This window comes from Pontiella sp. (assembly GCF_041622395.1).
Lineage (GTDB): Bacteria > Verrucomicrobiota > Kiritimatiellia > Kiritimatiellales > Pontiellaceae > Pontiella.
Genome location: NZ_JBFJYW010000214.1, coordinates 1 through 6,882, shown reverse-complemented (window position 1 = coordinate 6,882; position 6,882 = coordinate 1). Strand labels below are relative to the sequence as shown.

Annotated in this window: 5 protein-coding genes; all 5 read right to left on the bottom strand. The window is 54.8% G+C overall.

What is annotated here, in order from left to right; all coding sequences use genetic code 11:
* Nucleotides 1-3,564 (bottom strand): M60 family metallopeptidase (locus tag ABYO54_RS12105; RefSeq protein WP_372808512.1); only part of this gene is annotated, 3,564 nt, incomplete at its 3' end.
* A 492-nt stretch (nucleotides 3,565-4,056) separates the two neighbouring features.
* Nucleotides 4,057-4,284 (bottom strand): hypothetical protein, encoded by a 228-nt coding sequence (locus ABYO54_RS12100; protein ID WP_372808511.1) that lies wholly within the window; start codon nucleotides 4,282-4,284, stop codon nucleotides 4,057-4,059.
* Nucleotides 4,244-5,146 (bottom strand): hypothetical protein, encoded by a 903-nt coding sequence (locus ABYO54_RS12095; RefSeq protein ID WP_372808513.1) that lies wholly within the window; start codon nucleotides 5,144-5,146, stop codon nucleotides 4,244-4,246. Before ABYO54_RS12095 ends, ABYO54_RS12100 begins: the two co-directional genes overlap by 41 nt.
* Before the next feature lie 182 nt (nucleotides 5,147-5,328).
* Complete coding sequence (locus ABYO54_RS12090) at nucleotides 5,329-6,585, bottom strand: sialate O-acetylesterase (protein ID WP_372808510.1); 1,257 nt, start codon at nucleotides 6,583-6,585, stop codon at nucleotides 5,329-5,331.
* A gap of 99 nt (nucleotides 6,586-6,684) precedes the next feature.
* A partial coding sequence (locus tag ABYO54_RS12085; RefSeq protein ID WP_372808509.1) for a hypothetical protein occupies nucleotides 6,685-6,882 on the bottom strand: 198 nt, incomplete at its 5' end.

Genomic DNA, 6,882 nt, shown 5'->3' with positions numbered 1-6,882 from the left:
GGCCATGTCGCCGGTGCCGGCGGGGACTGCGGTTACCCGGGCGTAGTCGTTGTCCGGCATCGACAAAGCGTTGCCGTCGCGAGAACCTCGAACGAGAATGAAATAGTCGTCCGCCAGCGCCTGATCCAACGTCAGCGTCGCCGACGTTCCGGAGAAATCTCCGGTGGTCAGGTAATATTCGGTGACGCGGAGGCCGGGGGGATTGTCGGCAACCATGGGGTTCGTTCCGGCAAAGTATTCTTCCCAGTTGGCTCGCCCATCGCCATCGGTATCGGCCAATGCCCCGGCGTCGGTCGGTTCAAGGCCGTAGCCAACCAGCCAACTGGCTTCCACATCATTGGTGACCGTGGTGTCCGCATAGGAATACAACTGAACGCTCTGAATCGTGAACCCGGCATCGCGTTGCGTATAGGCCGCGAAATGATATTTTCTGGTCAGGTCGAACGTCGTGGTGCCGGTTGCCGCGTCCTCACCGTCGATGCTGTAACGGAAGTTACCATTCGCATCGACCGTCAGCGTGCAGGTTTTATTTTCACCCGCCTCGACAAGTTGTCCGTTGCTTAAATTAACCAACAGACCATCGGCATCTCCGTCCACGTATGTTGTTTCGTTGAGCCCCTGCAAATCCCCACGATCAGTCAGACTGATACCGATGCTGTTTTGCGGGGTCTCGGCAACGAAGACTCCGCTCAAATCGTTGGTGCCATCCACCAAACCGAATGCAGCCGAATCCGCGAGGTCCGTTTCCGTCATCTCAATATCGTACGTTACCTTTAAGGTAAACCCGTTTGAGACGGCGAACGTATGCTCGGTATAGGCCACCGCCCGCTGATACCCAACCGTGCTTTGCGATGCGGACAGATTGCCGTCATCCGAAAACGCCAAGGTAGAGATGGAGTTGTTGACCATGCCTCCGCCCGTCCCGTAGTTCACGGACAGTCCGTCGGAATCGAACGTATCGGAGAAGAGCAAGGATGGCACCGCGGTGGACGTCAAACTGGAATCGGGATCACCATTGGGGAAATAGAGATCAATGATCGAGTCCAGTTGAGCCGCGATTGCGGCACAGGAGGTTTGATCATAGCTGTCCCATTGGGATGCATGATCGATTTCAGTCATATAACCGCCCAAGCTAGGCTGCCCGTCCCACCATCCTGTGGTAAAAGACCGAAACTCCGCGTTATCGGCGGGAATCAAGCTACGGTAATAGACGAGCAGGTCGTAGATGTCGTTCGATGCTTCCATGGATGCGGAAACCGTGGCGCTGGAGCCCGGATGCACACCCCAGAAATGGATCAGCGGCCTCACATCCACGTTTGCGGCAACGGACAGTCGATCGATCAGTTCATCGTGTGTTTGATCCGCATCCCGATCAATACCATCTTCGACCATTCCCGCGAAATAATCATTCACCGCATCCCAACCAAACAGTCGGGCCATGTCCACGAACTTGGCATGCCCTTTCAGCTGGTAATTCTTTTCCTTCACCTCCATCTCCACTCCATTCACGAAGTTGGAGCAGAGCATCCAGGTCACTGCGGTGTTGTTCAGGGTACGGTTGGCGTTGTCGGCATAGCTCAACGACGAGCGAAAGGAGAGATCGAGATCGATCCCAAATCCGTTGTTCCAAATGGCAACGTGCGGCAGATTGACAGTGGATTCGGTCTCCCCGTCGAACTTGTGCATCAGATAGGCATGCCCTTGCTCGTGAAAAAGCCAGTAGGGAGCGGATTTAGCCCCTTCAGTGAAATGGTTCAGCTTTAGCCCTTCGTAATTCGTAGCCGGATCATAGGTGGTATTGGCCGTCGGATAACCCGGATAATACGCGTCTCCGCGTTTGATGACATCGACCTGAATGTACATGGTTTCAATATCTCGACGTCGGGAACGCCCCATAAGATCATTCATGATATCGATTCCATGACTCCAATCCGCCATCGGGGAAACCGGGTCGTCTAGGTTATAGATCCAGTCGGTCGGGACCTGCGCCAAGAAGTTTTCGGTTTGGAAATCTGCCCAAGGTGCCGGATAGTTCCGCTCGGTATCCTGCCATTCGGCGAGAGAGGTGATGTGCCCGGTAATGTTGTTGGATGAATAGAACGGGGATCGTACAGCTCCCACGATGTCGATATCGACAACTCCTTCCTCCTGAAGGTAGGGGACTTGAATGTATATACCACCACCAATAGGACTTCCCACTTTGGTTTCGGTGCTGTCGATATCGTAAACGATGGAGGAACGGTCTAGGCGCTTAACGGTATCCTTGCGCGTTTCCAGATCCCAGCTTTGGGCTCCGACGCGAATCTGATACCCCTTGCCCACGAGTGCAGCGGGCACCGCTACCGTGGCAATCGTTCCCGGCGCAACATAGTTGCCAGTTGGTTTACGTGCATATATTCCTTCGCCTGAACGGGGCCAGGCTTCGTCCTCGGGGTAGCTTGCATTGATGGTCACCGTATTGGTCGCGGTTACCGGAGCGGACACCGAACCCGGAAAACCAGCCGAACAACCGAACAACTTGCCATCAAGGAAGGATGCGTTCGCCGCCACATTCGCTACCGTGTAAGTTTCATCCATGATGGTTTGCATTACGTTGTAGACGACCCAGTCAATATCTTCGTCCGAAACGGTGGTTCGGTCGAAGCTCTGAACTGAGCTTCCCGATAGCCACAGCGCTCCTTCTTCGGCATCGTAGGCCTCCACCAGATCGAATCCCGCCGCAATAACAGTCGTGTTCGATGCGAACAGTCCGGCATTGTTGGTGATGGTATACATATCGAGTGCAATCTCCGATCCGGTCAGCGGGGTTGAACCAAGAAGGTGGTTTTCCAGCTCCGAAAGAGCCTCGAGTGTTTCCGTCAGACGGTCACTCTTGGCCGTAAGGGTCACGCTATTCATCGAGAACCCGTTTTCCGTATCCTGAACATATACGAAAAACTTATACGCCTGGCCGAAATTAAACCCACCCACAATCGTTCCTGTCACGGCGGTTCCTCCGTCAATGCTGTAGGACCAGCAACTGTCCGCCTCCACTTCCAGCACAAAGGAATGCGTACCAGTGCCGAAAGCGATGCTCGACAACTGCGTTACGCTTGCGCCATCCGAATAAGCAAGTCCCTGATCGCCATCGGAAGCCGTCAGATCCATGCCAATTCCACATTGCGCAGCGGTGCGTAGAAAATCGGAGATGTAGAAGGAATCGTCTTGACTCGAAAAATCTACTGAGGCGTCGACCAAACCGATATTGACGCGGCTGGCACTGATGCTGGACACGTCATCTACGTCATAGCTAACTTCCAGCTTGAACCCACCGAACAGATCGAAATCGCCCAATGAATAGACGTTCCCGCGATCATTGTGGGCCGAGGCTTGGGGATCCAATACACCGTCATCAACGAAGGGCCCCCCTTGCCTGCTATATGTACCCATCCCTCCCCCGATCCCGGAATTGACGTAAAGCCCATCGTTGTCGAAGACGTCTTGATACACAATGGTTTCACCATTACCAGCAACGGCTACCATCGCGGCAACCCCCATCATCATTGCAGTTTTAAATGTTTTCACCTCAATACCCCCTTCTGGATTGGTTTGCTTTGTTTACTACCGACTCCAAGGCAACATTCCGCCGCGTGATTCAGGAAAGAACACAACCCTGGCTAGGATCCACTCTTCGTATCTATCTCCTCTTTTACATTAACAATTAATAAAAACACCCAAGTGCCTTGTTTGTGGCAATCGTGTCCAAATGGATAAAACAACTTCGCCTACCGCTCAAAACGCTCGGCAAACGACTCAACCAACGTGTTGCTGAAACCAAATTATATTTTAACCACAAAAACCAACGCACAAATTGCACAATACAGGCATCGTTGTGTACAATCCCCAACCCTCCCCGGCAGAAAGCAGACGTGGTTTTATTAAACGAACCCTAAAAAATGCCTCTTATGTCAGGAATTTTACCCGCAAAAAACCCTGTAAACAAAGGACATCGCCAAAACGGGACGGGCTCTATGGTACCTTGCAAGCGATAACCGCGTCTGGAAAGAACCCGCCCGATCACGCAAGTAAAGCGGGAAACTTCGAGGCCCCCTTCGCTTTATTTTCCCGAGTTCGCCGCGGAAAGTCCTTGTGCCTTTCCCTGTCGTTTTTCAGGAGCGGATCCAGCGAGAAAAAGGCGACGCCCACGGCCCCGTTGTCAAACGCGGTTTGCATGGCATCGAAGACATCGAACCCGCGATCTTCCTTAATCGCCCGGAACAAAAACACCGAAGTAAAGCTTTTCATTCGGGTCCATGTCGCGACGGCAGTCTTGACGCAACCGGCAATCCAAGTTGCCATCATAGAAGCCGTCGAAGATCATGGCGAGCGACCGGTCCAACGGCCACTTCCCCCTGTCCTGGTAGAGCATGTGGCGGGACATGCCGGGCGTTGGAAACGGCGATGCCGTCAGTTCCACGCCATGTTTGCGGGTCACCGCCTTCAGCTTGAACACCAGCTCGTTGACTTGATCCATCCGGAACTGCCGCCACGTTTCGTCCAAGGCGGGGTTCTCCTGACGGCGGGGATCGTAGCCATGCGTTTCCTTGAAGCGCCCGATCATGACGGGGTGATACCCATAGTCCCACTCCGGATAGACCCGATCCTGGACCACATCGTATTTTTTCCACAGCGTCGTCGGCAGGATCGCATCGACAAAGCGGCAGTAATCCAGACTCACGCCCTTGAGGCCCTCGATGCTCGCGATCTCCTCGACCTGCTGAACGATCGCATCCTGCACCTGCGGAATGGCCGGGTTTAGAAACTTATAGTAGTCGACATACGCCTTCTTCTCCCGGAGCGACTCGCCTTTTTGGTTGTAGTCGAGCCATTCGGGATGCTCTTGGGCCAGCGAACGGTTGTTCAGAATCCACATCCACGCATAAACGTCCACCCCAACCTGGTCGGCGATCGGGATGACCTGCTCGAAGGCCGCCTTGTCCCTCGTCATGATGAATCCGGTAACGCCGACGGCCTTCATCTCCCCGAAGTACGCTTCCCAATCCTTGTTTTTGTTATATCCCGTCCACGTCCAGAATTTCGGCGCGGCATGGGCCGTCGCGCCCAAAAACAGGCAACTAAAGAGAATCGTGATTTTATTCAGTAACATTGGACTCAAAGATTTGCGCTCCAGTTGCACGTTGGTTATTCGCCCCAATAGACGCAGTAGAAGGCGTTGGTGCCGGACAGGCCCGGATAGAGGTCTCCGCTTAAATCGATATCCCGTCTCCTAAAACCACCGATTCCGGCCCCGACTGTTCGCCTCGTCGCAGGACGCCTTAAACCTTCGGCTTACTCTTCTATTTTCAGCATGGCCTCGGCGAATGCCTTGCCGGCCTGGGCATGGAATTTAGCCGATCCGTAGTAGTGGATGAAACCGCCGATCGCGGTCGCACGGTCCCATAGGGCCATCTCTTCCGGGGTGAGGATTTTGGCTTTGTAATCATCCATGTAGGCCTTGCGCTCTTCCGCAGTCATCGAGCCATCCGCGTTGGGGCCGTCCGGCAGCTTCTTCGACAATTTTCTACCCATGGCCTGCACGATGGTTTGTTTCTGCTCGATGAATCCGAGTGCATCTTCCCGGAAGGGCGCCGTCTGGACGGCAACGACACGCCCCTTGAACTCGTCCATTTCCGCCGGCGCGGCCATGGCTTTACGGAAAAGCTTCATGCGTTCGTCCGACTTGTTGACGACCTTGAAGGTGCCGGGGGTGTAATTCCCGTATACACCGATCACGCCCACGACGAACGGCAGTTGCGGAGTCTCCAGGTCCTTCCGGACATCGCGGATGAATTGCGCCAGCAATTTGCTGTATTCATCGTACTGCTTCTCGCCGTAACTCGACGGATAGGTCGTCGTGTCGCTGAAGTCGTTCCAGCCCTGGAACCAGACAAAGCCCGACAATTCATACCCCGCATCCGGATCGTAGTCCGGACAGACCCGCTTGATATCGCCCAGGACGTTTTTCACATGATCCATCATGTAACGATAGTTCCGTCCCGTCGCTTCCGCCTTCTGGGCCCGGACCCGCTCGAGCGCGCCCTTTTGGGTCAAGACCTCCACCTGATAGTCATTCATTACGTATGGCCCGGAGCCCGGCGACCGGTAATCGACGCTCAGGTTTTGACCTCCCCATGCGGTCTTGATGAGCAAGATCGGCCCGTCGTACGCCTCCTCCATGGTGATGCCGAACATATATTCGGGCCCGATGAAATCGTCGGGCTGCGCGGGATCGGTCCGGCGGACACCGTACCCGGCCGTCAACTTGCCGAAACCCTCGCCGCCATATTGGTTCATCTTTCCGTTCCACGACGAAATCCAAACCCGCTCGCACGTTTTCGGCTTACCGTCGGGCCCCCGCATCTTCTTGAGCAATGGCGCGGTCGCGGGATCGTCGCCGATATGGTCGAAGGTCGCGATCCCGCCGGTACCGACCATGTTCGACTGCCCGGCCAGGATGTAGATTTTAAGCGGTTTCTTTGCCATCGCCGGACCGGCGCAACAAAGGCTTAGACAGACGGCGGTGATGAGTTTAGCGGTTGGTATCATTTTTTTCTCCAGGTGGTTTTTAATGGGGTTCCGTTCATTTCTTTCCGTTCTCCTACACGGTTGCAAGAACACAGTGAAGGAGACGCTTCCGGGGGTTCGTTACTCGACCGACTTAACGCGATAGAAGGCGTTGGTGTTGTCCGTGGAGCCGGTCAGCGAAACGAGCCCGTTGGTGCCGGTCACGTTGGTGACGGTTTGCCAGCTTCCGGCAACCAAATCGTCGGTGGTTTCGAGCGCATAGCTTTGCCCGGCTTCGCCGTACCAGCTGAAGCCCAGCGCCGAGCCCGACACCGTCAT

Excerpts from the sequence above, each read along its gene's own strand:
- ABYO54_RS12100 (WP_372808511.1), bottom strand. The coding sequence starts at position 4,284 with ATGAAAAGCTTTACTTCGGTGTTTTTGTTCCGGGCGATTAAGGAAGAT.
- ABYO54_RS12095 (WP_372808513.1), bottom strand. The coding sequence starts at position 5,146 with ATGTTACTGAATAAAATCACGATTCTCTTTAGTTGCCTGTTTTTGGGC.
- ABYO54_RS12090 (WP_372808510.1), bottom strand. The coding sequence starts at position 6,585 with ATGATACCAACCGCTAAACTCATCACCGCCGTCTGTCTAAGCCTTTGT.